The sequence below is a fragment of the Catellatospora tritici genome, from assembly GCF_019083965.1.
Taxonomy (GTDB): Bacteria; Actinomycetota; Actinomycetes; order Mycobacteriales; family Micromonosporaceae; genus Catellatospora; species Catellatospora tritici.
This window is the reverse complement of the sequence record NZ_JAHRCY010000011.1, coordinates 225,257-247,866: the sequence shown is the minus strand read 5'-3', so window position 1 is coordinate 247,866 and position 22,610 is coordinate 225,257. Positions and strand designations below refer to the sequence as shown.

Genomic DNA, 22,610 nt, shown 5'->3' with positions numbered 1-22,610 from the left:
GGAGTCGGCACCAGCCGCGCGTTTGGGCGGCCCCTGAGTGGCGCCACGGGCGAGCCGGCGGCTCGTGGGCTTCCGGGCACGATTCGGGCCGCTGGATTCGCGCTACCGGGGGCAGTCGCGCAATCGCTGTGCGCTGCGATCCGCCGCCTATCGCCGCCGCCCCGTATCGGCGCATCACGCGGCGAGACGCTACAGTGTGCGACCAAGATCGCTTGAAATCGGGGGTACGACATGACGCGACTCGAACAGCATCGCCTTTCGTTCGGAGCGGCCGCCCAGACCTATGCGGGCGCCCGCCCCACCTACCCGCTCGAGGCGCTGGACTGGGCCCTCGACTCCGTCCCCGGAAAGGCGCCGCTGCGCGTGGTGGACCTGGCCGCAGGCACCGGCCAGCTCACCCGGGTGGTGCTCGCCGCCGGTCACGACGTGGTGGCGGTGGAACCCGACCCCGAGATGCGAGCCCAGCTCACCCGGACCACCCCCGGCGTCGACTGCCTGGCCGGGTCGGCCGAGGCGATCCCGCTGGCCGACGGCAGCGCCGACGCCGTGGTGGTCGGCACGGCCTTCCACTGGTTCGACCCCGTCGCGGCGGACACGGAGATCGCGCGGGTGCTGCGACCCGGCGGCGTGCTGGCGCCCATGTGGAACAACCGCGACCTCAGCCTGGACTGGACTCGCCGCCTGGAAGAGATCATCACGCCCGCCCGGCAGCACCTGGCGGGCCTGGACACGCTGCGGCCCAGCTCGCTGTTCGAGCAGGCCGAGGTGGCCGAGTTCCCGCACAGCGTGCGGCAGACGGCAGCGGGGCTGCTGGACCTGGTCCAGTCGCGGTCGTGGTACCTGACCGCCGCGCCCGAGGAGCAGCGGCAGATCCTGGACCAGGTGCGCACGCTCTGCGCCACCCATCCGGACCTGGCCGGACGCGACAGCTTCGAGCTGCCGTACACGACGGTCGCCTACCGCCTGCGGCGGCGTTAGACGTTGCGCTCGTACACCATGCGCAGGCCGATGAGGGTGATCATCGGCTCGTGGTGGGTGATGGTGCGGCACTCGCCGATCACCACGGGCGCCAGCCCGCCGGTGCCGATCACCGCCGTCACCCCACCCAGCTCCTCGATCATGCGGTTGACCACGCCGTCGACCTGCCCGGCGAAGCCGAACACCACGCCCGACTGCAGGCACTCGACCGTGTTCTTGCCGATCACCCGGGCCGGTTTGACCAGCTCGACCTTGCGCAGCTGCGCGGCGCGGGAAGCCAGCGCCTCCACCGAGATCTCGATGCCGGGGGCCAGCACGCCGCCGAGGAACTCGCCCCGGGCGCTGATGGCGTCGAAGTTGGTGGAGGTGCCGAAGTCGACCACGATCGCCGGGCCGCCGTAGAGGGCGTGCGCGGCCAGCGTGTTGACCACACGGTCGGCGCCGACCTCCTTGGGGTTGTCGATGGCCAGCTGGACCCCGGTCTTGACCCCGGGCTCGACCACCACTGCGGGCACCCCCGGGTAGTAGCGGCCGAGCATCGTACGCAGTGAGCGCAGCGCCGCCGGGACGGTCGAACAGGCCGCCACGCCGGTGATCTCGACGTTGTCCCCGGCCAGCAGGCCACGGAACATCAGGCCCAGCTCGTCGGCGGTGTTGCGGGCATCGGTCTTCACCCGCCACGAGTGCACGATCTTGTCGCCCTCGAAGGTGGCGAGCACCGTGTTGGTGTTACCGATGTCGATGCAGAGCAGCACGTGCCGTCACTTCCGCGGTCGGAGGTCCAAGGCGATGTCCACGATAGGCGACGAGTGGGTGAGCGCCCCCACCGACAGGTAGTCGACCCCGGTGGCGGCGTACTCGGCGGCGACGGCCAGGGTGAGGCCGCCGGTCGCCTCCAGCTCGGCGCGGTCGCCGACCGCGGTGACGACCTCGCGCAGCAGGTCCGGGGACATGTTGTCGCAGAGCAGGAAAGTCGCGCCCGCGGCGACCGCCTCCTTCGCCTCGGCCAGCGTGGTCACCTCCACCTGCACGAGCAGGTCCGGGAACGTCGCGCGGACCAGCTCGTACGCGGCGGTGATGGAGCCCGCGGCGAGCTTGTGGTTGTCCTTGATCATGGCGACGTCGTAGAGACCCATGCGCTTGTTCGTGCCGCCCGCGGCGCGCACGGCGTACTTCTCCAACGGGCGCAGCCCCGGGGTGGTCTTGCGGGTGTCCAGCACCAGCGCCTTCGTCCCGGTGAGCTGCTCGACCCAGCGGCGGGTGTGGGTGGCCACGCCCGACATCCGGCACAGCAGGTTCAGCGCGGTCCGCTCGGCCGCCAGCAGCGTCCGCGTCGGACCGGTGATCGTGGCGAGCACGTCGCCCCGGGCCACCGTGTCACCATCGGTCGCCTGCACGGTCACCTCGGCACCCGGCCCGGCCAGCTCGAACACCAGCTCCGCCACGGCCAGCCCGGCCACCACCCCGGCCTCGCGGGCGATCAGCTCGGCCGTGTCGACCTGATCGGCCGGGATCGTCGCCACGCCGGTCACGTCCAGGCGGTCGGGGCCCAGGTCCTCGCGCAGCGCGTTCTCGACGATCCGCCGTACCTCGTCGGGGTCCAGGCCCGCCTTGTCCAAACTGATCCGCGTCGACTCTTTCACGCCATCTCCTCCCACCTAGCCGTGAGACCACCCGCGGCGTCCGGCTGCGGGAACAGGTGCCCGCGCCATGCCGCGCTCGCCTCCGGATGATCCTCGCGCCAGTGGCAGCCGCGCGTCTCGGCGCGCAGCGACGCCGCGGCGACCAGCGCCGACGCCACGGTCAGCAGGTTCGCGAACTCCCACCCGGCGGTACGGCCCGGCAGCGGCGGCGCGCCGACCTCGGTCAGCACCGCGGCCGTCCCGGCCAGCGTCTCGGCGTTGCGCAGCACGCCCGCGCCCCGGGTCATCGCCCGCTGCAGCCGGGCCCGGCGCGCGGCGGTGTCGGTGACGACAGCCTCGGCGGTGTCGGCGACGGCGTCGGCCGCGGGCAGCCCGCCGATCATGGCGACCTTGTCCAGCTCGATCGGGCCCTGCGGCGGCAGCTCGCGGGCGATGTCCACCGCGATGCGCCGGGCGAAGACCAGACCCTCCAGCAGCGAGTTCGAGGCCAGGCGGTTGGCGCCGTGCACGCCGGTGCAGGCGACCTCACCGCAGGCGTACAGGCCGGGGATGCTGGTTCGGCCGTGCAGGTCGGTGCGCACGCCGCCGGAGGCGAAGTGAGCCGCCGGGGCCACGGGGATCAGGTCGTGCACCGGGTCCACCCCGGCCGCCAGGCAGTACGCGGTGATGGTCGGGAAGCGGTGGGTCACGTCGCGCACGTGCCGGGCGTCGAGGTAGACGTGGTCGGTGCCCGACGCCAGCAGCTGCCGGTGGATGCCCTTGGCGACCACGTCGCGCGGCGCCAGCTCGGCCAGCTCGTGCTGCCCGACCATGAACCGCTTGCCGTCCCCGTCGACCAGGTACGCCCCCTCGCCCCGCAGCGCCTCGCTGACCAGCGGCTGCTGCGCGCTGCGGTTACCCGGCAAGAACAGCGACGTGGGATGGAACTGCACGAACTCCAGGTCGGTCACGGCCGCGCCCGCGCGCAGCGCCAAAGCCACGCCGTCGCCGGTGGAGACGATCGGGTTGGTGGTGGAGGCGAAGACCTGGCCCATGCCGCCGGTCGCCAGCACCACCGCGCGGGCCAGCACCGCGCCGACGCCGTCCTCGGTGCCCTCGCCGAGCACGTGCAGGGTGACCCCGCAGGCCCGGCCGTCGGCGTCGCGCAGCAGGTCCAGCACGAGCGCGTGCTCGACCAGGCGGATCCAGGGGTCGCGGCGCACCGCGGCGTGCAGGGCGCGCTGCACCTCGGCGCCGGTCGCGTCGCCGCCCGCGTGGATGATCCGGTTGGCGTGGTGGCCGCCCTCGCGGGTGAGCATCAGCGAGCCGTCGGGGTGGCGGTCGAACTCGGCACCCATCTTGATCAGCTCGCGCACCCGGGCCGGGCCCTCGGTGACCAGTACGTCGACGGCCTCCGGGTCGCACAGGCCGACCCCGGCGACCAGCGTGTCCTCGGCGTGGGCGGCCGGGGTGTCGAGCGGGTCGAGCACGGCCGCGATGCCGCCCTGGGCCCACCGGGTGGACCCGTCGTCAATGTTGACCTTGGTGACCACCGTGACGTGCAGGCCAGCCTCGCGCAGGTGCAGCGCGGCGGTCAGGCCGGCGATACCCGACCCGATCACCACCACGTCGGTGGGCTCGGCCCACGACGCTGCCCGCGCGGGCAGCGCCCGCGGCAGCACCGGAAGTTCGACCGGAACGTTCAACGCCTCGCGCACACGCCCAGTCAACCGCGCCGCAGCCCTCCATTCACCCCCAACCGACCGTGACGCCCAACACTCGGCCCTGCACCAGGCGAAAAAGAAGATCGCCGCCCCGGCCAGTACGGCCGGAGCGGCGATCCACTCAGTCAGGGGTCACGCATAGTTGATGGGGAGGCCGCCGTTGCCGGCACCCTTCAGCGAGCGGGTGACCTTCTTCTTGTCCAGCCAGATGTGGCACCGCACGCCGCGGTCGCCGGCATTCCAGTCGGCCTCCGACGGCCAGTCCCACACCACGCCGGTGCGGTACTTCATGTTGCCGTCGGCGGGGACCTTCACGTACTTGGCGATCACCTTGCGGCACTCGCTGGCGATCTTGTCCTGGGACGAGTTCAGCTTCGCGTAGGCAAGGCTGCCCGCGTTCCAGATGCCCGCGAACTCGGTGTTGTGCGACTTCTTGCAGTCGATGGCGACGAGGGTGTCGCCGTACTGGTAGCAGCCGTACTTCAGCGAGGAGTTCTTGGTGAACTCGCCCTTGAGCGAGATGCTGCGCAGGGTCGGGTCGCCGTACGGGCGCTCCAGGGCCGAGAGCACGCAGACGTACCAGCGGGAACCGCCGGTCCAGCTGATCGAGGCGGGCAGGGAGAGGCCGATCGACAGCATGCCGCCGCGCCAGTCGCCGCCGACGAACGCGGTGGCCTTCTTGTCGCAGTCGCTCCAGGCGGTGCGCATCGCGGCCGAACCCGCCTGCGGGGCCTCGGCGGCCTCGGCGGCGGCACCGGTGAACTGGCCGATCGCCACGATCTCGTAGTTGTGGCCACGGTCACAGGCCACCGGGTCGTACATGCTGCGGGACATGTAGTCGTTCAGGACCTTCAGACACATGTCCGCGTCGGGCTCCCAGCCCTTCGGCGCGGCCATGGCGGGCCACTGGTCGGTCAGGTTCCCGTCGATGTGCTTCGGCAGCTCCGGCGTGCAGGCCGTGGCGGCGAGCAACGTCACCGCACCGAGCAACAGTCCGGCGACTACCCGGCTCATCCCACGTCGCATGGGATGCCCTCCCCCGATCTAGGCCAACGTGAATGGCGAGCATAGTTCATACGCGCCAGTTCCCGCGTCCCGCCTGGGGCTGGTCTGATCAAGACCTCAGGAGGGGATCCCCTTGCCCTTGGTGTCCTTCGCCGAACCGGTCATCTTCTTCTGCTCCAGCCACAGGTAGCAGCGCACGCCCCGGTCGCCGCCGGCCCAGGTGGCCCGGCTGTACGGCCAGGAGATGACGCCGTAGCGGGTGGTCGCGCTCTGGGTGATGCCCACGTACGCCGCGATCGCCTTGCGGCAGTTGTCGTGGAAGTAGTCCCAGTCCTTCTCGCTCGCCGGGTAGGCGCGGGTGCGCGCAGCGGCGAACGAGCCGACGTATTCGGCGTTGTGCGACTTCGCGCAGTCGACCGCTTCCATCTTGTCCACGCCGTTGGTGCCGGACTCGTTGAAGCAGCCCAGCAGCAGCGGCGCCGACAGGTCGCCGCGCAGGGAACCCTTGCGCTCGACCCAGTCGGCGTCGCCGGTGACCGTGGTCAGCTCGTTGAGCTCGCAGCGGTACCAGCGGGCGCCGCCCTGCCAGGCCGCCGCCGAGGGCAGGGTGAGATCGAGGGTGAGGCGGGCGTCGCGCCACTGGCGGCCCACGTACGCGGTGGCGCGCTCGTCGCACTCGGCGTAGGCGGCGGCCACCGCGGCGGTGTTCGGCTCCGGCGGCGCGGCCAGTTCGGTGGCCGGACCGGTCAGGGTGCCGACGTACACCGTCTCGCCGAAGTGGGACTGGGCGCAGTCCACCGGCTGGTATGCGGTGGCGCGGCCGGTCTGCTCGTACGTCTTGGGGTGGCAGACCTCGGCACCGGGCGTGAACACCTGGGCCTCGGGCAGCGCGGACCAGTCGTCGGTGAGCTTGCCGTCCGTGCCGGCCACTGTCGCGGTACATCCGGCCAGCGCCGGTGCCAGCAGCGCGCACATGGCGGTGCCGGCGGCGATCCACCGCCTCATCGACATCGTCCCCTTCCGAGCCCAGTCCGCCCGGAGCCTAACGGACCGGCGTGCGCCGCAAAACCGGCCGAGGGGGCTACCGTGCCACCGCGAGCGGGCTGGGCACCGGATCGCCGACCATCCCCGCCACCGCCTCGGCGGGGTCGCCGCCCAGCGAGATGACCCGGTTGTCGGCGTCCACGTGGACGACCTTGGGGGTGTAGGCGCGCGAGGTGGCCTCATCCATCTGGGCGTACGAGATGAGGATGACCAGGTCCCCCGGCTGCACCAGGTGCGCCGCCGCCCCGTTGATGCCGATGACGCCGGTGCCCCGTTCGCCGGGGATGACGTAGGTCTCCAGCCGGGCGCCGTTGGTGATGTCGACGATCGCCACCTGCTCGCCGGGCAGCAGGTCAGCGGCGTCCATCAGGTCCTCGTCGATCGTCACCGAACCCACGTAGTGCAGGTCGGCCTGGGTCACCACGGCCCGGTGGATCTTGGACTTGAACATGGTGCGCAGGAACATCGGTTCAGCTCTCCCGGGGGTGCGGTGCGTCGAGGTGCACCGGGATGTTGTCGATCAGCCGGGTCGTACCGACACGGGCCGCCACCAGCAGCCGCGCCGGGCCTGCACCCGGGTCCTCACTCAGGTCGGCGCCGCGCAGCGCCAGGTAGTCCACTTCCAACCCGGCCAGCTCGGCCCGCGCCGCCGCCAGCACGGCGGCCGCGCCGCGCTGGGCGGCACCGGCGCGCAGCGCGCGCGACAGGGCCAGCGCGGTCTCGCGCTGCGCGTCGTCGAGGTACCGATTGCGGCTGGACAGCGCCAGGCCGTCGAGCTCCCGTACCGTCGGCACGCCGACGATCTCCACGTCGAGCTCCAGATCGCGCACCATGGCCCGGATCAGGGTCAGCTGCTGATAGTCCTTCTCCCCGAAGAACGCCAGGTCGGCGCCGGTGAGCCGGAGCAGTTTGCACACCACGGTCAGCACGCCCGCGAAGTGGCCGGGGCGCACCGCGCCCTCCAGCACCTCACCCAGCGGCCCGGGGTGCACGGTCACCTCGGAGTCGCCGTGCGGATACATGACCTCAGGCGTCGGCGCGAACAGCACGTCCACGCCCTCGCGCTCGCACACCGCCAGATCGGCCTCGAATGTGCGCGGGTAGCGGGTGAAGTCCTCGTTCGGCCCGAACTGCAGCGGGTTCACGAAGACCGTCGCGAGCAGGTGGTCGGCGCTCTTGCGGGCCTCGCGCAGCAGCATCGCGTGCCCCTCGTGCAGCGCGCCCATGGTCATCACCACGGCCACGGTGCCGGGCAGCGCGGCGCGGGCCGCGGCCAGTTCGGCCCGCGTGCCTACGACATCCGTCACGGCCGTACCTCCAGTCATCGGGCGGTCTCGCCGATCTCTGTGTACCCCGCTCCGGTCGCGGACTGGGCCAGCACGCCGAGCAGCGGCTCGGCGTCGCGGGGACGCAGGCGGCCGTTGGCGATGGCGCGGTCGGCGGTGCGCCGGGCCAGCGCCACGTACGCGGGCAGCGAGTCGGGCGCCGTCTCCCGCATCACCTGCACGTGCCGCGCCACCGTGCCCGCGTCGCCGCGCGACACCGGGCCGGTCAGCGCCGCGTCGCCCATCCGCAGCGCGTTCTCCAGCGCGGCGGTCAGCAGCGGGCCGAGCACCTTGGCCGGGTCGAGCACGCCCGCGTCGCGCAGCCGGTCGGCGGCCTCGTTCACTAGCGTGACCAGGTGGTTCGCGCCATGGGCCAGGCCCGCGTGGTAGAGGGCGCGCTGCTGCTCGCCGATCCACTCCGGGGTGCCGCCGAGGTCGGCGACGAGGTCGGCGGCCAGCTCCCGGACGGTGGGGTCGGGGGCGGTCACGCCGTACGAGATGCCGCGCAGGCGGCGCAGGTCACCGGCGCCGCCGGTGAAGGTCATCGCCGGGTGCAGCGCCAGCGGCCGAGCGCCGACCGCGGCGGCGGGCGCCAGCACGGCCAGGCCGTGCGCGCCGGAGGTGTGCGCCACGATCTGTCCGGGACGCAGCGCGCCGGTGGCGGCCAGCCCGGCGACAACGCCCGCGAGCGCGTCATCGGGTACCGCGATGAGCAGCAGATCGTCCGCGGCGCGGGCCACGTCGTCGGCGGGAAGATTCTGGGCACCCGGGAGCAGGGTGCTGATGCGATGCTTGGCCGCGGCAGAGACGCCAGATGCGGCGACGACGTGGTGCCCGGCGGCCCGTAGGGCGGCCGCGAGGACCGCGCCGACCCGGCCGGCGCCGATCACACCCACGGTGAACTCGCGCGTTGCGCTCATGCTCTGATCCAGTCCTCTGCGTCGGGGTACCGGTCGACGCAAGTATGCGTCCGCGTCCCACTGACCGGACAGCAACTGTGCGAAACCGCACTGACCCCCGGACTTAACAAACCGGGCGTACGGCATCATCGGCTGATGCGGTGGCGGGAGGCGATGGCGCGGGCGCTGTACGGGCCGGGCGGCTTCTTCGTCCGCGAACGCCCAGCCGACCACTTCCGCACCAGCGCGCACGCGTCACCGCTGTTCGCCGCCGCCCTGGCCCGGCTGGTCTGCCAGGTCGACACGGCTCTGGGCGCACCCGCCACGCTCGACCTCGTCGACGTGGGCGCGGGCCGGGGCGAGCTGCTCACGGCACTGCTCGCCGAACTTCCCCCGCCGGTACGCGCCCGGGTCCGACCCATCGGGGTGGAGGTCACCATGCGGTCCTGGGACGGCATCTCCTGGCGCACCGACCTCCCGCGCGGCCTGACCGGCGTCCTGCTCGCCACCGAGTGGCTGGACAACATCCCCCTCGACCTCGCCCGCGACGGCCGCTACCTCGACACCGGCCTCAACCCGGGCGACCCGCTCTCCCCCGCCGACGCGGCCTGGGCAGAGCGGTGGTGGCCCGCCGGGCCGGACGAGGTGATCGAGATCGGGCGAACCCGCGACGAAGCCTGGGCCGACGCGGTCGCCGCCGTGTCGGCCGGGCTCGCCCTGGCCGTCGACTACGGCCACCTGCGCGAACATCGTCCGCCCCGGTCGACCGCCACCGGTTTCCGACACGGCCGTGAGGTCCCGCCCGCCTTCGACGGCAGCACCGACATCACCTGCCACGTCGCCATGGACTCCGCCGCCGCGGCAGCCGGTCCGGACCACGTCCTGCTACGCCAGCGCGACGCCCTGCACCGCCTCGGCGTCGACGGCCGCCGTCCGCCACTGACTCTGGCCTCGACCGACCCCATCGCGTACGTCCGCGCCCTGTCCACCGCCGGCGCCGGCGCCGAGCTGACCGCCCCCGCCGGACTCGGCGCCCACTGGTGGCTCGCCCACCCCGTCGCCCTCCCCCACCCCCTCCCCCTCCTGCCCTGAGCGAAGGAAGGGCCCTTCCTTAACGGGGTGGGGGGCGGAGGGCTGGCTTACGATTGCGGCCATGGCGGAAGCGGGCGGTACGCGCGAGTTGACGGTCGGGGCGGGCGCGGGTGCGCAGCAGCTCGGTACCGACATGGTCCTCAACATCGGACCGCAGCACCCGTCCACGCACGGCGTGCTGCGGCTCAAGCTCGTGCTCGACGGCGAGAAGGTGCTGTCGGCCGAGCCGGTCGTCGGATACATGCACCGGGGCGCGGAGAAGCTGTTCGAGGTGCGCGACTACCGGCAGATCCTGGTGCTGGCCAACCGGCACGACTGGCTGAGCGCGTTCAGCAACGAGCTGGGGGCCGCGATGGCGGTCGAGCGGCTGATGGGGCTGGAGGTGCCGGAGCGGGCGATCTGGCTGCGTACGGCGATGGCCGAGCTGAACCGGATCCTCAACCACCTGATGTTCCTCGGGTCGTATCCGCTGGAGATCGGGGCGATCACGCCGATGTTCTACGCCTTCCGCGAGCGCGAGGTGCTGCAGGCGGTGATGGAGGAGGCCACCGGCGGGCGCATGCACTACATGTTCAACCGCGTCGGCGGCCTCAAGGAGGAGGTCCCGGCGGGCTGGACCCGGCGCGCCCGCGAGGCGGTCGACCTCGTCGAGTCGCGCATGCCCGCGCTGGACGACCTGATCCGGCGCAACGACATCTTCCTGGCCCGCACCGTCGGGGTCGGGGTGCTCAGCGCCGCCGACGCCGCCGCGTACGGCGCATCCGGGCCGGTGGCACGGGCCAGCGGGCTCGACTTCGACCTGCGCCGCGACGAGCCGTATCTGGCGTACGGGGAGCTGGACGTGCCGGTGGTCACCCGTACCACCGGGGACTGCCACGCGCGGTTCGAGGTGCTGCTGGACCAGGTGTACGCGTCACTGGGCCTCGTCCGGGCCTGCCTGGACCGGGTGGACCGGATCACCGGACCGGTGAATGTACGGCTGCCGAAGGTGGTCAAGGCACCCGAGGGGCACACGTACGCGTGGACCGAGAACCCGTTGGGCGTGAACGGCTACTACCTCGTGTCGCGGGGCGACAAGACGCCGTGGCGGATGAAGCTGCGCACGGCGTCGTACGCCAACGTCCAGGCGCTGTCCACCCTGCTGCCCGGCACCCTGGTCCCCGACCTGATCGCCATCCTCGGCTCGATGTTCTTCGTCGTCGGCGACATCGACAAATAACCTGGCGCCCGCTGTGCTGCTGGCGCCCGCCTCCGCGAGCGCGGCACGCTCACTGCACCGCTGGCGCCCGCCTCCGCGAGCGCGGCACGCTCGCCTTTCAGGCGGCGTCTTCCCTCGTCGCTGCTGGGCCTTTGGCCCAGTCACGCTCCTCAGTCCAGACGCCGCCGGCGAGCGTGCGGGTCAGCGGTAGCGGTCTCGATCGCGGTCTCTGTCGCGTTCTCGGTCGCGGTCGGTGCGGGATTCGTAGTCGGACCAGCGGTCTTCGCGGTCGGGTGAGGACGAGATGGCGCGGGGGGTTTCGCGGCGGTCCTGGTCGCGGAAGGGGAAGCCGCTGCGGGGCTCGTCCAGGCGGTCGTCTTCGAACGGGAAGCCGCCCCGTTCGGCCTCGCGGCGGACGGCGGCCCAGCGGTCCTCGATGCGCAGTTCGGTGCCGCCGGAGCCGTCGCTGCGCAGGTCGGCGCGGCGCTCGCCCATACGCAGCTCGCGGCCCCGGTCATCGCTGCGGATGCTGGCCCAGCGGTCGCCCGCGCTGAGGTCGGGGCGGCGATCGTCATCGTCGTCGGCGTAGCGGCGGCCGGACTCGGCGCGGCTGCCGCGACGGTCGTCTTCCCGGTCGTCGCGGTCGTCGCGGCTGCTCCAGCGCTCGGCAGAGACCGGCTCGGCCGCGTCGCGGCGCCGTTCCAGCTGCTCGCGCAGGCGCTGCTCGGTCCAGGACTCCTCGCGGTCGCGCTCGCGCTCGCGGTGCCGCTCGGACCGGGGGCGCTGCACCTCGATGCGGGGCGGGGTGGCGTAGTCGTTCTCGGCGCGGCCGCCGCGGTCGAAGCCGCCGTACACGGTGCCGCGCTGGGCGTCCTCGGCGTGCGGGTCCACGATGGTCTGCCGCGTGGTTACCTGGACGGTCTCGGTGTGCCGAACGACGCCGCCGGGCACACCCGGCCGTGCCCCGGGGCCGGGCTGGTGCGGCGCCGGTGCGGCACCGGGACGGTTGGCCGCGGGCGCGGGCGCGCCCACGCGGGCCAGGTCGGCGCGCATCGCCTCCAGCTGCGCACGGGTGCCGTCGAGCTCATGCCGGGTGGCTTCGAGCTGATCCACCAGGTACTGGAACTTCTCGGCGAACGCCCGGTGCGTGGCGTGGGCGGCGGTGGAGATGTCGTCGCGCACGTCGGCGCGCAGAGTGTCCACCTCGTCCAACATCATGTCCTCAAGCTCTATGCGTACCGTTTCAGTATCGCGACGCAGAGTGATGGACAGGCCAATCAAGATCACCGATAGGATGATCACTCCGATGGCGGCCCGCAGCGCGGTGCTTCCATCGGCCATGAACAGGAACAACGCGGCGATCGGGGCCAGACCGACGCCGGCCCAGAAGAGCACGGGAAGCAGGCGCCCGCTCCGCTGATCGTCTCGCGTGTCGGAATCCGGCATGGTGCTAGAGGCTACCGACAGTTGCCGCCCAGGGGAATGCTCCGCGGCCGGTGAATGCGAGAGCCTTTTGCCGGAGGACCTGCGCCGCCCCGTCCGGAACAGGCCGTGGAACCAGGAGAACGACGCCCGTCGCGCCGGTAACCGCCGCACATTCGTCACGTGAGATTAACGAGCGCGAACGGGCTGGGCACGGGTTGCCGCGCGCCCGCGCGGCAACCCCCCGAAAGTGTGAGGTCAGCGCAGCGACGACCAGCGGTCGTCGTCGCCCCACTGGTCGGTGCGCGGCGGCGCCGGCTGCGCGGGCAGGTTCGCCCAGGTGTCGCCGCTGCCGGTGGACCACGACGAGGTCGCGGGCACGCCGACGTCGGACCAGTCGTCGGGATCGTCGGCGGGCAGCGGACGCCCGAACGTCTCCACCAGGCGGGTGACCACCAGACCGACCGCGAGCGCCCCGGCGGCCAGCGCGTACTGCGACATCTTCCAGTCGGCGGCGACGGCGTACCACATCACCAGGCCGAGCAGGATCGTCGCGAGCAGGGTGCCGAACACGCCGCCGCGGCGGCCGAAGGCGCTGACCCCGCCGACCAGCGCGGCACCGATGGCCAGGCCGGTCAGATCGAACCCGAGCACCGGAACGACGACCTGCTGCTGCGCGCCGTACAGGGCGGCCAGCAGCACCCCGGACACCGCGGCGAGCATGGTCGAGCCGACGATGGCCAGTGCCGCGACCGTCCCCGCCAGACCGCCCCGGCGCTCGGCCGGGTCGCCCACGGGACGGAACCGGCCGATGCCGCGCCGCAGCGAGCGGATCGCGCCGAGCAGGCCGCCGACCAGGCTCAGCGCGGCGAAGCCGCCGATCAGGTAGTACGCGTGCGGGACCGGGTTGTACTCACCCGCGACGGTCAGCGCCGTGGTGGGCTGCTTCTGGATCCACACCACGGCCAGCAGCGCCGCGCCGAGGCTGCCCGCCCAGCCGGGCACGTGGAAGCCGACCACCACGACGGCGATCACCACACCGAGCCCGGCCGCCAGCGCGACCGCCACGCCGGCGGTGGGGACGATGCCGTCGTTGCCGTTCTGGGCGTAGAAGACCGCCGCGGCCGCGGCGACCGGGCCGAGGGCCAGGTTGACGGCGCCGACCCGCAGCGTCATGGACGCGCCGAGGGCGAGCAGGCCCAGCACCGAGACGAAGACGAGCAGCTCCTTGAAGGAGGTGCCCCGCAACTGGTCCACGTGGTTGCGGAAGAGCAGGTAACCGATGGTCACGATGCCGAGCGCGAGCACGCCTTCCCAGGCGAAGTGGACACCCAGTCGGTCCCGCCCGACTGCACCGTGTGTGGGGTCGTCGAAGACATCGTCGAGGTTGCCGCCGGCGGCCGGACGGCCACGGTGGAACCCGCTGTCGCGGCTGGACACGATGGCGTGCTGACCGGTACCGCCGCCGTCGCGGAAGTCCGGCTCCTCATGGAAGCCGGGTTCGCCACGATAACGCCGCTGCCCGGTCGTTTCGGTCGCGTCACTGTCGTAGGCCATGACTCGCGCCTCCCGAGTCGGCTCACCACCGGTCGCGGGGTACGACCGGGTTACCCGACGCACCGTACCGGCTGAAACGTGAATGCGACAGAGTCTTGCGCGTGTGTTCGAACGGCTGCCCGACCGGCCCCTTCCGGAGGGTTCGGCCGCCGTCGCGCTGCGTCAGGGCTGCTCTGAGTTGTCCTGGTCCGGCTGCTTGGGCACCCGGCAGGCCCGCTCCAGCCACAGTGCCGCCCCGACCAGCGCCGCCGAGCAGGCCATCGAGACGACGGCCACCGGCAGGTCACGCTCAGCGTGCATGCCATGCCCGTCGACGAGAAGCCAGAGCGCCAGGCCGGCCGTGAAGCCCACGAAGATCGCCCCGGCCAGCGAGGACGCCTTCGCCAGCACGACGTACCGGGCGACGGCCAGCGGTTCCACCGGCGGTCGGCCAGGGCGGCGCTCGATGCGCGCACGGGTCTGCTGGGCCAGCGTGAACTCGACGATCGCCAGAGCGAGCAGGGTGAACGCGGGCAGCCAGGGCAGATCCGGCATCACGCCGTACCAGTTGCTGATGACCAGCCAGGCGACCGCCGCCGACACGAGGGCCGCGACCACCAGGGTGGCCGCGCTGGTGGGTTGCAGCCGCGGCTCCGGCGTGGGTTGCTGGCTCACTCGGCTTCCCTTCTCCGTTCGCGGCAGGCGCGCCCGCGGTCTACGACTCTACTTCGAGCCGGACCTCGGGCAGGGCGGTCATCGCGGCGACCTCCGCCGCCATCGCATCGGCGAGCACGAGATCGTTGACCCAGCCGTGCCCCGGGAGCTGGGCGTACGGCTGGACTTCCAGCCACGGGCGCAGCACGAATGCCCGCTGGTGCGCGTGCGGGTGTGGCAGGGTCAACTCCGGTGTGGTCCGCAGGATGGGACCGCCCTCGTCGGTCCAGGCCGCCACCAGGTCTACGTCGAGGGTGCGCGGGCTGTAGCGGCGCGCCTGGTGGCGCACCCGGCCCGCCTCGTGCTCGATCTGGTGGGCGTGCAGCAGCCACTCCTCGACCGAGTGCGCGCCGGTCATCAGCACGACTGCGTTGTAGTAGGCGGGCTGCTCGGTGTCGCCCCAGGGCGGCGTCTCGTACACCCCGCTGACCGCGGCGACCTCGCCGAATTCGGCCAGGCGGCGCACCGCGAAGCGCAGGTGTTCGGCCCGGTCGCCGAGGTTGCTGCCGATCGAGAAGACCACGGAAGTCACGCCCGATATTCTCGCAGCGTGGTGCTCGACCTGATGCGCGCGACGCCGCCGGTGGTGATGGGCGTTCTCAACGTGACGCCGGACTCCTTCTCCGACGGCGGCCTCTACACCGACCTCGACAGCGCCGTGCGCCACGGGGTCGAGCTGCGTGAGCAGGGGGCGCACCTGGTGGACGTGGGCGGCGAGTCGACCCGGCCGGGCGCGCTGCGCGTGGACGCCGAGACCGAGACCGCCCGGGTCGTCCCGGTGATCCGGGCGCTGGCCGAGGCGGGTGTGGCGACCAGTGTGGACACCACCCGCGCCGCCGTCGCCGCCGCCGCACTGAAGGCCGGGGCGGTGCTGGTCAACGACGTCTCGGGCGGGCTGGCCGACCCGGACATCCGCCGCGTGGTGGCCGAGGCCGGCTGCCCATACGTGATCATGCACTGGCGCGGACACTCCGACCGGATGCAGGAGCTGGCGACCTATCACGACGTCGTCGGCCAGGTGCGGGCCGAGCTGTCCGAACGCGTCGACGAGGCGCTGGCCGCCGGGGTCCGACCCGACCAGTTGATCCTCGACCCCGGGCTGGGCTTCGCCAAGACCGCCGAGCACAACTGGGCGCTGTCGCGGCGGCTGGACGAGCTGGTGGGGCTGGGCTTCCCGGTGCTCTTCGCGGCCAGCCGCAAGTCGTACCTGGGGCTGCTGCTCGACGGTCGGCCCGCGCCCGAGCGCGACGCGGCCACCACCGCGACGAGCCTGCTCGCGGTGGCGGCGGGCGCCTGGGGGGTACGCGTGCACGACGTACTCGGCACCGCCGACGCGATCGCGGTGTGGCGTGCCACGGGCAGTCCCCGCCTACGCTGGTGACCATGGGTCTGATCCGGCTGACCGGCCTGCGCGTACGCGGCCACCACGGCGTCTTCGACTTCGAGCGCCGCGACGGCCAGGACTTCGTCGTGGACGTGGAGCTGGAGCTGGACCTGGCCCCGGCCGCCGCCAGCGACGACGTGTCCGACACGGTGCACTACGGCGAGCTGGCCTCACGTCTGGCCGTGATCGTGGCGGGGCCGCCGGTGAACCTGTTGGAGACGCTGGCCGAGCGACTGGTCGCCGCCTGCATGGAGGACGACCGGGTGGCGCGGACCACGGTGACCGTCCACAAGCCACAGGCACCGATCCCCCTGTCCTTCGCCGATGTGAGCGTGACGGTGACCGGGCGCAGGTGACGCGCGGACATCCGACACCGCCCGCATGCTGCGCGGCTTGTCGGGCCGCAGGGGGCACCGTACTCTCTGCTATGGATCGGACACCGGTCCAGGACATCGAAACATCCCCGGCGCTCACTACCAGTTACTCGACACGAAGCAGGGTGTTACTCGGCGCATCCCACCGATGAGCACCCCCATCGGTAAGGCTTAAGCAATATGCAGCGCCGGGTCGCGGCGGGGAGGTAACGAATGATCGCCATGGAGCTCGCCCAGGCGGCGTGGACGCACGTCGCATCGACGCTGAGCCCGCTCGCCGACACCGTCCTGGCCGCCCCAGGCGACCCCAAGGGCGAGATCGCGACTCAGAACATCCTGACCTTCTTCGCGACCAAGATCTCCCCGATCCTGCTCGCCATCCTGGGCGTGATCTTCATCGGGCGCGCCAGCAAGGGCGAGGTCTCGAAGGTTCTCACCAGTTCCGCGATCGCCATCATCGGCATCGCATTCATCGTCGGCGCCGGTGCGTTGCTGCTGGTCGGGGAAAACCTCGTCAAGATCATGTTCGAGTAGGCGGAACCATGCGGTTGCGTACGGACGACGACATCTACCGGGCTCGCCTGGTCTATCTCGGACCGCCCGGCTACACCCTCCCGGTGCAGCTGCCGTACGCGCAGTACGGCCTGTTCGTGCTGCTCGTGCCGCTTTACATGGGCATCCACTGGCTGTTCAGCCAGCAGATCGAGGTCTTCCCGGCCTGGGAGATAGCGCTGGCGATCGTCAGCACGTCGTACGTCTTCCGTCACGTCGACCCGGACCGGCCCGCCCGCATGGTGATCCGGACCGCGCTCACCGACTGGCGCCGTACCCGCGAGGCCGGCGCCGAACACCATGACCCGCGCCTGGTCGCGCGGCGGGTCGTCGTGCGGCGGGCGATCACATGACCAGCCACGATACCGAGTACGACCTGGACGACACCGTCTCCGACGTCGTCCCCTCCGTCGAAGGCTCTGCCGCGCAGGGCCCCGTCGCCGTCTTCCAGCCGCCCCGGCGTCGCGAACCGGCCGCACCCGAGCAGACCGCCACCGGCGACGGCCGTCCCGAGGCCCGCGCCGACGGCAACCGCCCCGAAGGCGGACGCAACGACCTGCGCAGCGACCTGCAGAGCGCGGCCGACCGCCGCGCCGCCGAGCTGCGCGCCGCCGCCGACCGCGCCACCCAGGCCCAGCGCGAACGGCTCGCCAGCGCCCGTCGCGACGCCGAGCCACCACCGCCTCCGCCGCCACCCCCGCCGATCGGCCCGGACATCGAGTCGCCGTTCCTGGAGCTGTTCGACGCCGAGGCCGCCGAGCCCGGCTCGGTGAACCGCGGCGGCGCCGTGCCCCGCACCGCGCCGACCCGCGCCGCGCAGCCGCCCGTGCCGCCGCCACCGCCGAATCCGGCCCCGAACTTCGTCCCGCTGCCGCCCGACCCGAACCGCACCGCCCAGTCGGGCGCCGCGGCCCCCGGTCGCACGGCCACTCCGGGCCGTCCGCAGGGCCAGCCCACCGCACCGGGTCGCGCTCCCGGCGCCGAGCCGCCCAGCGGCCCGGTCGTCGGCCGTCCCGCCGCCTCCGGCCCGGCCGGGCAGCGCATCGGCGGCCCCGCCGGACCACCCCGCCCCGCCGGTACGCCGCAGACCGCGCCGGTCAGCGGCGTGCCCGTCAGCGGTATCCCGATGCGCCCGCCGCCGGACCTGCGCCAGCGCCCGGTCAGCTCGGTGCCGGTGAGTTCGGTGCCGGTCAGCACCGTGCCGCTGAGCAGCCGCCCGCTGTCGCCGGGCGCTCCGCAGCAGCCCGGTCGGCACGCCGCCCCGGCGGCGCCGCGTACGCCCAGCCGCGCCGCCACCAAGCCGGTCAAGCCCGCGACGCCGCCGAAGCAGAAACGCGACCGCGACGCCGCCCAGGAGATCGCGATCAGCGAGATCGCGGGTCACCTCACGTTCACTCCGCACGCCGTGACGGCCTGGTATCTGCTGCCCGAGGTCCGTTGGGCGTTCCGCCCCGACGCCGAGCGCGAGGCGCTGCTGTCGGCCATCAGCGAGCAGTACGCGGGCCTGGCCGGATTCCGGCTGCACCTGCGGCGCACCACCCGGCCGTTCCCGGCCGACCAGTGGGCGCAGCAGCTCGACCAGCTCACCACCCGGCCGCTGCCCGCCGTGCCCGGCGCGCCCGGCTGGGGCGACCACCTGGTCAACGCCCAGCGGCACCTGCTCGACATCAACCACAGCGAGGGCCAGACCTTCCTCGGCGTCACCTTCGCCCGCCGGGCGCTGGGCGACTCGTTCAGCGAGAAGCTGCTGCGCGCCTTCGGCAAGGGCACCGCCGACTCCGAGCGCCGCAAACTCGGCAAGCAGGTCGAGCAGTTCGACGAGGTCCTAGCCGCGTTCGGCATGCGCGGCCAGCGCGCCGCCGCCTCCGACCTGGAATGGCTGCTCTACCGGTCCGTCGCGCTCGGCATGAGCCCGCCCAGCATGATGAGCTCGGTCGGGCACGGTCGCTGGGAGGAGGGCGACCTGCTCGCCCTCACCGAGCAGATCGAGCGCTACCGCGCGCCGTACGGCAGCACGGTCAAGCTCGTCAACCGGATGACCGGCGAGGAGCGGCACGTCGCCGTGCTCACCGTCGGCCGGATGGAGCCGCTGGACATCCCCGAGCGCCACGAGCCCTGGCTGCACTTCCACGAGCGCCTCCCGTGGCCCATGGAGCTGTCGTCGCGGGTCGACATCCTCGGCCCGCAGGACAGCTTCCGCAACCTCGAACACCGGCTGCGCATGATCCGCTCGCAGCAGTTGGACTACCTCGAGCACGGCATGGACGCCCCGCCCGAGCTGGAGCGCCTGGCCAGTCGCGCCCTGGTCATGGGCGACGAGATGACCACCGGCCTGCCCGTCGACTCCGCCCGCGCGCACGGCTGGCACCGCATCGCCATCAGCGGCGCCACCCGCGACGAGTGCCTGGAACGGGCTCGCTCGGTCATCTCCGCGTACAGCCGCGACCTGCGCGTGGCCCTGCAGCACCCCAAGCAGCAGGACCAGCTCGCCCGCGAGTTCATCCCCGGCGAGCCCATCGCCAACACCGGCTACCTGCGCCGCATGCCGGTCCGGCTGCTCGCCGCCGCGCTGCCCCAGGCCGCCTCCACCGTCGGCGACCGCCGCGGCGACCTGCTCGGCCGCACCGCGGGCACCTGCCGACGACCGGTCTTCCTCGACCCGCACTTCCCGATGGAGGTGCGCGAGCGCTCCGGCCTGTCCGTCATGGTCGCCGAGCCCGGCGGTGGCAAGTCGACGCTGCTCGGCGCCATGGGCTACCTCAACGCCCGCCGCGGCGTCCAGGTCACCCTGCTCGACCCGAGCGGCCCGCTGGCCCGGCTGGCCAACATGCCGGAGCTGCGGCCGTACTCGCGCGTGCTCAACCTGACCGGCGGGGAGCAGGGCACGCTCGCGCCGTACTCCCTGATCCCGACCCCGCAGCGCACCGAGTTCCCACCCGGAGCCAACGGCGACCGCGAGTACGAGATCGCCGTCAGCAACGCCCGCGCCGAACGCCGCATGCTCGTGCAGGACATCTGCGCCATGCTGGTGCCGCCGCAGGTCGCCCGCGAGGCGTCCACCGCCACGCTGCTGCGCCACGCCGTCCGCACCGTCCCGGCCGAGGAGACCGCGACCCTCGACGACGTCGTCCGCTGCCTGGCCGGTATCGACGACACCGGACGCGAGCTGGCCAACCTGCTGCTCGACACCGCCGAGATGCCGCTGGCGCTGCTGTTCTTCGGCACCCCGCCCGGCGACCTGCTCAGCACGGACGCGGCCCTCACCGTCATCACCATGTCCGGCCTGCGCCTGCCCGACCTCAAGATCGAGCGCGAGTACTGGTCGGCCGAGGAGGCGCTCGCGTTGCCGATGCTGCACACCGCACACCGGCTCGCCGTGCGCCGTTGCTACTCCGGCGACATGCACCAGCGCAAACTCGTCGGCCTCGACGAGGCGCACTTCATGGAAGGGTGGCGGTCCGGCCGCTCGTTCCTGGTCCGGCTCGCCCGCGACAGCCGCAAGTGGAACCTCGCCGCGCTCGTCGCCTCCCAGAACCCGAAGGACATCCTCGGGCTCGACGTGCAGAACCTCGTCTCGACCGTGTTCGTCGGCCGTATCGCGCAGGACCCGGAGATCGCCTCCGAGGCCCTGCGGCTGCTGCGGGTGCCGACCGAGGTCGGGTACGAGGAGGTGCTGGCGTCGCTGTCGGCGCCGGACGCCAACAGTGCGGGGCGGTTGGGGTATCGCGAGTTCGTGCTGCGGGACGTGGACAGTCGGGTGCAGCGGGTGCGGGTCGACGTGTCGTACGTGCCAGGGCTGCTGGAGACGCTGGACACGACGCCTACCGGGCAGGCTGAGGCGCGGGGTGCGCAGGGGGGCGGGCGGTGAAGCGGCTGGGGGCGGCGGCGGTTGCCGCGGTCGTACTGGCGCTGGGCACGCTCTTCGGCGCACCGGTGCAGGCTGCGGCGGATACCGCCGCGGCAGCCAAGGCCGCTCCGGGGGACAAGCTGTGCTCGCTGGAGGAGTGGACCAAGCGAGGTCTGGATGAGTGCATCTCGCGGATGCAAGACATCAGCGCTGCACGCCTGCAGTGCGTTCAGGCACCGAATCCTGCCGCGCCGGACTCAGGTCTCGCCGGGTGGTTCGCGTCGACACCCACGTGGACCATGGGCGCCGACGGCACGAGCCAACTGCTGTACAGCACGTACGGCTACGCCGGTTACGACTACACGACATACGACATCAATTGCGTCCAGACTGCGATGCATCCCGACTACAAGCTCGAGAACACGATTGCGAACGGCGAGTTCATGTTCGCCAGCGGCATCGTGGGCGCATCGAACGCGCTGCGTGAGCGCGCCTGGGCACCCGGCGAACTTTGGGGATGGGCAGACCCGCTGATCGAAAAGGCGACCAAATCCCTTTACACGCAGGTGTTCAGCGTATTCGGCGCCATCACGCTCGCGGTGATCGGCGTGTACCTGCTCTGGCGGTCCCGTCAGGCGCAGATGTCGATGGCAGTCACCACGATCGGTTGGGCGCTTCTGGTCATGGTCGGCGTGACCGCTATCGCCAACTGGCCAGTTCAATCCGCTAAGGCGGCAGACTCCACGCTGGTCGGGGTTCTGAGCGTCGTACATGATGCGGTCGGCCCCGATGCGGCGCCCACATCCGGCACGTGCAGCAACCCCGAGCCCGGAGCATGTGAAGACCATCGGCCACCGGCAGTCCGCGCGGGGGACATCGCCGTCGAGACGCTGCTCTACCGAAACTGGCTGCGAGGCGCGCTCGGATCAGCCGACAGTGACACCGCCCGAAAGTATGGCCCCGCCCTCTACCGCGCTAAGTCTCTGAGCTGGGAAGACGTAGAGGCCATCAAGAACGACCCGAGCCGGCGGGACGGGATCATCCGTCAGCGGCAGAGCGACTGGATGAAGGTCGCCGAGCAGATCAAAACCGAAGATCCAGAGGCCTATCAGTACCTCCAGGGTACTAAGGGAATGGAGCGCATCGGTGCCGGATTCGTGGCCATTTTGTCCGCCATCTGCTTCGCAGCGTTCGATGTCGTCGCGTCAATTCTCGTTCTACTCGGATTCTTGATCATTCGCTGGGCTGTTGTTGCCGCTCCGGCGCTGGGAACCGTGGGCATGCTGCGGCCCGCTAGCGCAGGCCTGCGCCGGCTGGTGAACTCCGTCCTTGCCGCACTATTCAACATCGCAATCTTCGGCACTGGGGCCGCGATCTATCTGTTTGCGGTCGACCTGATCATGAGCACCGCTTCCCTGGCCGGATGGTTGCAAGTGACTCTGGTACTGCTGTGTGGAGCCGTCGGATGGATCTTGCTCCGGCCTTATAGCCGAATCACTCAACTTGCCGGAGGAAGCAGTGGCCGGTCCTTGTTGACCGCTCGGCCCTCGGCACCGGCGTCTAGCAGTCAGGCAGCCGACCGCAGTGTGCCAGGTCGTTCGTCAACCCCGGGCGCAGGGTCCGCACCGTCGGTACCAGAAGCACGGCCTGAGCTCGCCGTTGCCGCCGAGGATCCGGCGTCGACGGTCCGAGCAGAGGCTCGTGGCGGCACGGACCCTGTCCGGGTGGAGGCTTGGCGGTCAGCGGACGTGCCCGAAAATGAGCCCAGCTACGCGGTCTACCGACCCGCCGGAGTCCCGCACCAGGCGACCACGCGGGCTGAGGCCAGGACCGATACCCCGACCGAGTCAACCCGGCTCAGCCGGGCCGAGACTCGGTCCGAGTCGAGGTAGAC

21 protein-coding genes are annotated in these 22,610 nt (G+C 72.0%); 9 read left to right on the top strand and 12 right to left on the bottom strand.

Annotated features, from left to right (window positions below; all coding sequences use genetic code 11):
• The first annotated feature begins 231 nt into the window (after window positions 1-231).
• Entirely contained in the window at window positions 232-978 is a 747-nt protein-coding gene (locus KUA19_RS25285) for a class I SAM-dependent methyltransferase (protein ID WP_217399646.1), read from the top strand.
• Here KUA19_RS25285 and KUA19_RS25280 read toward each other — a convergent pair.
• The 8 genes from KUA19_RS25280 to KUA19_RS25245 all read right to left on the bottom strand — a co-directional run bounded on the left by KUA19_RS25280 (window position 975) and on the right by KUA19_RS25245 (window position 8,618).
• Window positions 975-1,733 carry a type III pantothenate kinase gene (locus KUA19_RS25280; RefSeq protein WP_217399644.1) on the bottom strand — a complete coding sequence of 253 codons (759 nt, stop codon included), beginning with the start codon at window positions 1,731-1,733 and terminating at the stop codon, window positions 975-977. The two genes, KUA19_RS25285 and KUA19_RS25280, sit on opposite strands and share 4 nt — an antisense overlap.
• Window positions 1,734-1,739: 6 nt before the next feature.
• Window positions 1,740-2,621, bottom strand: coding sequence for a carboxylating nicotinate-nucleotide diphosphorylase (gene nadC / locus KUA19_RS25275; protein ID WP_217399642.1), 882 nt, complete (start codon window positions 2,619-2,621; stop codon window positions 1,740-1,742).
• Window positions 2,618-4,306, bottom strand: coding sequence for an L-aspartate oxidase (locus KUA19_RS25270; RefSeq protein ID WP_217399746.1), 1,689 nt, complete (start codon window positions 4,304-4,306; stop codon window positions 2,618-2,620). The genes nadC and KUA19_RS25270 overlap by 4 nt, the downstream gene beginning before the upstream one ends.
• Window positions 4,307-4,456: 150 nt before the next feature.
• Window positions 4,457-5,338, bottom strand: coding sequence for a septum formation family protein (locus tag KUA19_RS25265; RefSeq protein ID WP_217399641.1), 882 nt, complete (start codon window positions 5,336-5,338; stop codon window positions 4,457-4,459).
• A gap of 108 nt (window positions 5,339-5,446) precedes the next feature.
• Entirely contained in the window at window positions 5,447-6,334 is an 888-nt protein-coding gene (locus KUA19_RS25260) for a septum formation family protein (protein ID WP_217399640.1), read from the bottom strand.
• Between the two features lie 76 nt (window positions 6,335-6,410).
• Complete coding sequence (gene panD, locus KUA19_RS25255; protein WP_217399639.1) at window positions 6,411-6,839, bottom strand: aspartate 1-decarboxylase; 429 nt, start codon at window positions 6,837-6,839, stop codon at window positions 6,411-6,413.
• Between the two features lie 4 nt (window positions 6,840-6,843).
• Complete coding sequence (gene panC / locus KUA19_RS25250; RefSeq protein WP_217399638.1) at window positions 6,844-7,680, bottom strand: pantoate--beta-alanine ligase; 837 nt, start codon at window positions 7,678-7,680, stop codon at window positions 6,844-6,846.
• 14 nt (window positions 7,681-7,694) lie between these two features.
• Complete coding sequence (locus KUA19_RS25245; RefSeq protein WP_254550058.1) at window positions 7,695-8,618, bottom strand: Rossmann-like and DUF2520 domain-containing protein; 924 nt, start codon at window positions 8,616-8,618, stop codon at window positions 7,695-7,697.
• 135 nt (window positions 8,619-8,753) lie between these two features.
• On the opposite strand from KUA19_RS25245, the gene KUA19_RS25240 reads away from it, so the two are divergent.
• The gene (locus KUA19_RS25240) at window positions 8,754-9,689 is read left to right on the top strand and encodes an SAM-dependent methyltransferase (RefSeq protein WP_254550057.1); all 936 of its coding nucleotides are present in this window, start codon (window positions 8,754-8,756) and stop codon (window positions 9,687-9,689) included.
• A gap of 61 nt (window positions 9,690-9,750) precedes the next feature.
• On the top strand, window positions 9,751-10,908 hold the full coding sequence (locus KUA19_RS25235; RefSeq protein ID WP_217399637.1) for an NADH-quinone oxidoreductase subunit D: 1,158 nt from the start codon (window positions 9,751-9,753) through the stop codon (window positions 10,906-10,908).
• Between the two features lie 180 nt (window positions 10,909-11,088).
• On the opposite strand, the gene KUA19_RS25230 is transcribed toward KUA19_RS25235, so the two are convergent.
• From KUA19_RS25230 to folK, 4 genes are all read right to left on the bottom strand, one after another.
• Complete coding sequence (locus KUA19_RS25230; protein ID WP_217399636.1) at window positions 11,089-12,105, bottom strand: hypothetical protein; 1,017 nt, start codon at window positions 12,103-12,105, stop codon at window positions 11,089-11,091.
• Between the two features lie 462 nt (window positions 12,106-12,567).
• Window positions 12,568-13,866 carry an ABC transporter permease gene (locus tag KUA19_RS25225; protein ID WP_217399634.1) on the bottom strand — a complete coding sequence of 433 codons (1,299 nt, stop codon included), beginning with the start codon at window positions 13,864-13,866 and terminating at the stop codon, window positions 12,568-12,570.
• 162 nt (window positions 13,867-14,028) lie between these two features.
• Entirely contained in the window at window positions 14,029-14,520 is a 492-nt protein-coding gene (locus tag KUA19_RS25220) for a DUF3180 domain-containing protein (RefSeq protein WP_308167624.1), read from the bottom strand.
• A gap of 40 nt (window positions 14,521-14,560) precedes the next feature.
• Complete coding sequence (folK, locus tag KUA19_RS25215; protein ID WP_217399632.1) at window positions 14,561-15,091, bottom strand: 2-amino-4-hydroxy-6-hydroxymethyldihydropteridine diphosphokinase; 531 nt, start codon at window positions 15,089-15,091, stop codon at window positions 14,561-14,563.
• Window positions 15,092-15,112: 21 nt separating this feature from the next.
• Between folK and folP the strand changes: the two genes are divergently transcribed.
• The 6 genes from folP (at window position 15,113) to KUA19_RS25185 (ending at window position 22,608) form a co-directional block, all read left to right on the top strand.
• A complete protein-coding gene (gene folP, locus KUA19_RS25210; RefSeq protein WP_217399738.1) occupies window positions 15,113-15,940 on the top strand; it encodes a dihydropteroate synthase in 828 nt (275 codons plus the stop codon).
• Between the two features lie 2 nt (window positions 15,941-15,942).
• Window positions 15,943-16,299, top strand: a complete 357-nt coding sequence (folB, locus tag KUA19_RS25205) for a dihydroneopterin aldolase (RefSeq protein WP_217399630.1) — start codon at window positions 15,943-15,945, stop codon at window positions 16,297-16,299.
• 231 nt (window positions 16,300-16,530) lie between these two features.
• Window positions 16,531-16,851, top strand: a complete 321-nt coding sequence (locus KUA19_RS25200) for a hypothetical protein (protein ID WP_217399628.1) — start codon at window positions 16,531-16,533, stop codon at window positions 16,849-16,851.
• Window positions 16,852-16,859: 8 nt separating this feature from the next.
• Complete coding sequence (locus KUA19_RS25195) at window positions 16,860-17,222, top strand: hypothetical protein (RefSeq protein WP_217399626.1); 363 nt, start codon at window positions 16,860-16,862, stop codon at window positions 17,220-17,222.
• Entirely contained in the window at window positions 17,219-20,737 is a 3,519-nt protein-coding gene (locus KUA19_RS25190; RefSeq protein WP_254550056.1) for an ATP-binding protein, read from the top strand. The genes KUA19_RS25195 and KUA19_RS25190 overlap by 4 nt, the downstream gene beginning before the upstream one ends.
• A gap of 278 nt (window positions 20,738-21,015) precedes the next feature.
• A complete protein-coding gene (locus KUA19_RS25185) occupies window positions 21,016-22,608 on the top strand; it encodes a DMT family transporter (protein WP_254550109.1) in 1,593 nt (530 codons plus the stop codon).
• Window positions 22,609-22,610 lie beyond the last annotated feature (2 nt).

What these genes read in the sequence shown, in the direction of transcription:
- KUA19_RS25285 (WP_217399646.1), top strand. Translation starts at nt 232, where the DNA reads ATGACGCGACTCGAACAGCATCGCCTTTCGTTCGGAGCGGCCGCCCAG.
- KUA19_RS25265 (WP_217399641.1), bottom strand. Translation starts at nt 5,338, where the DNA reads ATGAGCCGGGTAGTCGCCGGACTGTTGCTCGGTGCGGTGACGTTGCTC.
- KUA19_RS25260 (WP_217399640.1), bottom strand. Translation starts at nt 6,334, where the DNA reads ATGAGGCGGTGGATCGCCGCCGGCACCGCCATGTGCGCGCTGCTGGCA.
- panD (WP_217399639.1), bottom strand. Translation starts at nt 6,839, where the DNA reads ATGTTCCTGCGCACCATGTTCAAGTCCAAGATCCACCGGGCCGTGGTG.
- KUA19_RS25245 (WP_254550058.1), bottom strand. Translation starts at nt 8,618, where the DNA reads ATGAGCGCAACGCGCGAGTTCACCGTGGGTGTGATCGGCGCCGGCCGG.
- KUA19_RS25240 (WP_254550057.1), top strand. Translation starts at nt 8,754, where the DNA reads ATGCGGTGGCGGGAGGCGATGGCGCGGGCGCTGTACGGGCCGGGCGGC.
- KUA19_RS25235 (WP_217399637.1), top strand. Translation starts at nt 9,751, where the DNA reads ATGGCGGAAGCGGGCGGTACGCGCGAGTTGACGGTCGGGGCGGGCGCG.
- KUA19_RS25230 (WP_217399636.1), bottom strand. Translation starts at nt 12,105, where the DNA reads ATGATGTTGGACGAGGTGGACACTCTGCGCGCCGACGTGCGCGACGAC.
- KUA19_RS25225 (WP_217399634.1), bottom strand. Translation starts at nt 13,866, where the DNA reads ATGGCCTACGACAGTGACGCGACCGAAACGACCGGGCAGCGGCGTTAT.
- folB (WP_217399630.1), top strand. Translation starts at nt 15,943, where the DNA reads ATGGGTCTGATCCGGCTGACCGGCCTGCGCGTACGCGGCCACCACGGC.
- KUA19_RS25200 (WP_217399628.1), top strand. Translation starts at nt 16,531, where the DNA reads ATGATCGCCATGGAGCTCGCCCAGGCGGCGTGGACGCACGTCGCATCG.
- KUA19_RS25195 (WP_217399626.1), top strand. Translation starts at nt 16,860, where the DNA reads ATGCGGTTGCGTACGGACGACGACATCTACCGGGCTCGCCTGGTCTAT.
- KUA19_RS25190 (WP_254550056.1), top strand. Translation starts at nt 17,219, where the DNA reads ATGACCAGCCACGATACCGAGTACGACCTGGACGACACCGTCTCCGAC.
- KUA19_RS25185 (WP_254550109.1), top strand. Translation starts at nt 21,016, where the DNA reads ATGGGCGCCGACGGCACGAGCCAACTGCTGTACAGCACGTACGGCTAC.